This is a genomic window from Frankia sp. CeD, from assembly GCF_000732115.1.
Lineage (GTDB): Bacteria > Actinomycetota > Actinomycetes > Frankiales > Frankiaceae > Frankia > Frankia casuarinae.
Genome location: NZ_JPGU01000093.1, coordinates 1 through 3,188, shown reverse-complemented (window position 1 = coordinate 3,188; position 3,188 = coordinate 1). Strand labels below are relative to the sequence as shown.

Here is a 3,188-nt window from a genome sequence, read left to right as displayed (position 1 = left end):
TTTGCGGCGTTGCTGGTGGTGAGGCGCTGGCGGATGTGTTGGTGGAGAACGGCCGTCTGCGAGTCGAGCTCGCGGAGCTGGGGACGGAGCATGCCCGGCTGCTCGCGCGGGAGACCGCGGCCGCGGCCGAGCTTGAGGCGTTGCGGGCGGAACTGGCGACGTTGCGTCGGATGCTGTTCGGCCGGTCGTCGGAGCGCGCGTCGGGCGGGCCGCCGGCCTGCGCCGGCGCAGGGGACAGCGGNGATGGTCGGGACGGGGCGGCTGGTGAGGGGGCTGGTGGGTCGACGGGCCGGCCGCGGGGGCCGGGGGCGCGTTCGGGCCGGCGCAGCTACGACCACCTGGCGCGTGACGAGGTCGACGGCGACTTCGAGGGCGGGGGTTACACGTGCCCGTCGTGCGGGGCGTCGTTCACGCCGTGGGGTGAGCACGTCGTCGAGCAGCTCGACTGGGTGGTGTCGGTGCGGCTGCGGGTCACGCGGCGTCGCCGCTACCGGCGAGGCTGCCGGTGCGGGGGGCCGGTGACGGTGACCGCGCCGGGCCCGTCGAAGGCGATCGGGAAGGGTCTGTTCACGCACCGGTTCCTCGCCCTGCTGGTCGTGGAGCGCTATGTCGCGGGCCGTTCCCAGAACTCACTGGTCACCGGCCTGTCCCGGCAGGGGGCGGAGATCTCGCCGGCGACGCTGACCGGGGCGTGCGCCCAGGTCGGCGACCTACTCGCCCCGCTCGCGGAGAAGATCGTCGGGCGGTCGCGGGGGGCGTGGCACCTGCACGCCGACGAGACGACCTGGCGGGTGTTCACCCCGACCGGCGGGGNCGGCTCGGCGCGCTGGTGGCTGTGGGTGTTCCTGGGGCCGGACTCGGTGTGTTTCGTGATGGACCCGACCCGCTCGGCCGCGGTGCTCGCCGACCATGTCGGGATCGATGCCGAGACCGGGCAGCTGACGGGCGACGACGGCGCCGGCGGCCCGCGCCGGCTGGTGATCTCCTCGGACTTCTACGCCGTCTACGCGTCCGCGGGGGCGAAGGCGGACGGGATCGTCAACCTGTTCTGCTGGGTCCACGTCCGGCGGTACTTCCTGCGCGCGGGCGACGCGAACCCCGCGCAGCTGGGGATCTGGGCCCGGCAGTGGCGCGAGCGGATCGCCGCGCTCTACGCGGCGCACGCCGAACTCGCCGCCGCCTGGCAGGCGGCGATCACGGCCCCGAGCCCGCCGGCCGAGCGGCGTCTCGCGACCGCCTACACCGGTTGGGACCGCGCGATCGACGCGATCGACACCGCCCGCCGCGAGCACATGGCGTCCCCCGGCCTGCCCGAACCCGCGCGCAGGGCGCTGGCCACGATGGACCGGGAGTGGACCGGGCTGGTCGCCCACCGCAACCATCCCATGATCGGTCTGGACAACAACCCGGCCGAGAGGATCATCCGCAAACCGGTGATCACACGGCGGAACNCCGGCGGCNCCCGCNCCGACGACGCCGCCCGCCGCGCCGCCACGATCTTCACCGTCACCGCGACCGCCGACCTGCACGGCCTCAACCCACTGACCTACCTGGCCGACTACCTCGACGCCTGCGGTCGCGCCGGCGCCAGAGCACCCACCGGGACGGACCTCGACCGGTTCCTGCCCTGGGCTGCCAACCCCGACGACCTCGCCCGCTGGAGGAAGCCTCCCGGCTGACCCAGCCACGCCAGCCCGACTCCAGCGGTGTCACACCCGGTGACACCNCCCGTCAGCATTCCCCCACGCGACTTCCGACTACTTACTGCAGATCAGGGTCGGTAGGATCTGGGAGAGGAGGCTGACGAAGGTATTTCCAAATCATCTTCTCACCTATGTCGCGGCAATAGTATGTTCCTTGGTCGCCGGAGTATCGCTCGGGGACTGGAGATGTCTCCCCGGTCTCTTTCTCGTGCAGTCCTGGTTCCCCCAGGGCGACATCGAGACCAGCGCCAATCCTGTAGCCTGGTCCCTGTCCTGTGAGCTTTTCTTCTACCTCTGCTTCCCCTTCCTTCTCCGGGCGATCAGAAGTATACCGGTGAACCTCCTGTGGTACTGGGCTGGCGCCGTTGCGGGGCTGGTCTGGTGTATGCCCCTGATCGGGCGGCTCATCCTGCCATCCAAACCGGCTCTCCCCTGGGCAGGGTCGGTCTCCACGTACGAATTCTGGTTCGTCTATGTATTCCCGCCGGCCAGATTGCCCGAGTTTGTTCTTGGGATGTTGATGGCATGCATCCTGTCGAGCGGCAGATGGGTCAGGTTGCCACTGACCGCTGTCGTGATGCTGACTCTCGGGGCGTACGCGCTTGCTCCCGAGGCGCCCACAATTTACAGCGTGGTAGCGGTGACGGTCATACCTCTGGCCCTCGTGATACCGGCGGTCGCCGTTCGCGNTCTCGGNGNTNGTCCCNCATTTCTACGCAGCCGCGTCATGGTCCACCTGGGTGAGATCTCCTTCGCTTTCTACCTGTGGCACAGACTCGTCCTCAGCTTCGGACATCGCGCCCTGGGCGCCAGTGCACGATGGCCCGCCTGGGAGGTAGGCGGACTGGCGGCCATTGCTTTCGTGATAGTCCTGGTGCTGTCCTGGCTGACGTTCACACTGGTCGAGCAGCCGGCGATGCGCTGGATCTCCCGCAAGGAGTGGGCGTGGAGAGCGGACGCGGTCCGAGGACGGGAATCCGCTCTCACACCATAACCGGTGTCAGCCCGTTCGGGTTTCTGCGGCGAGCACATGACAGGCGGCAGCGGCATGCGAGAAACAGGGCGTTCGGCCTCGTCGATCAGCGCAACCGCAAGATTCGCGGAGGAGCGGCTCCCGGGAGTTTTTCGGAAACTTGTCATAGTCGATTTCGGAACGGATATCCGGCTGGTTCGGTCAGGCCCCGTATCGGTTCCCGCCAGCACGGGGAGCGGACAACCCGATCGAAACAGCCCGACCGACAGCGAACCGGGAATTCTCCCGCGTTCCGCCCGGCACTTCAGGAAATCCAACCTGCCATGGGCATGAGAGGCCCTCTTCGTGGAATGTGAGTCTTACCAAAGAAAACACATCGACCACGAAGAGGGTGCCTCCAGTGTATCGACTTCCCGGGCTGAGCCTGAAAGCTGCCGACGTCGTCGCCGCGATGGCCGAGCGGCACTTCCCCGACTGGCACCGCGCCCAGGGCCGTCCCCGCGATCTCGATC

Annotated in this window: 2 protein-coding genes; both read left to right on the top strand. The window is 68.6% G+C overall.

Annotation, left to right across the window (positions count from 1 at the left end; translation table 11 throughout):
• A partial coding sequence (locus tag CED_RS20965; RefSeq protein ID WP_035913641.1) for an IS66 family transposase occupies positions 1–1,679 on the top strand: 1,679 nt, incomplete at its 5' end.
• A gap of 85 nt (positions 1,680–1,764) precedes the next feature.
• On the top strand, positions 1,765–2,697 hold the full coding sequence (locus tag CED_RS20960) for an acyltransferase (RefSeq protein ID WP_084680898.1): 933 nt from the start codon (positions 1,765–1,767) through the stop codon (positions 2,695–2,697).
• Positions 2,698–3,188 lie beyond the last annotated feature (491 nt).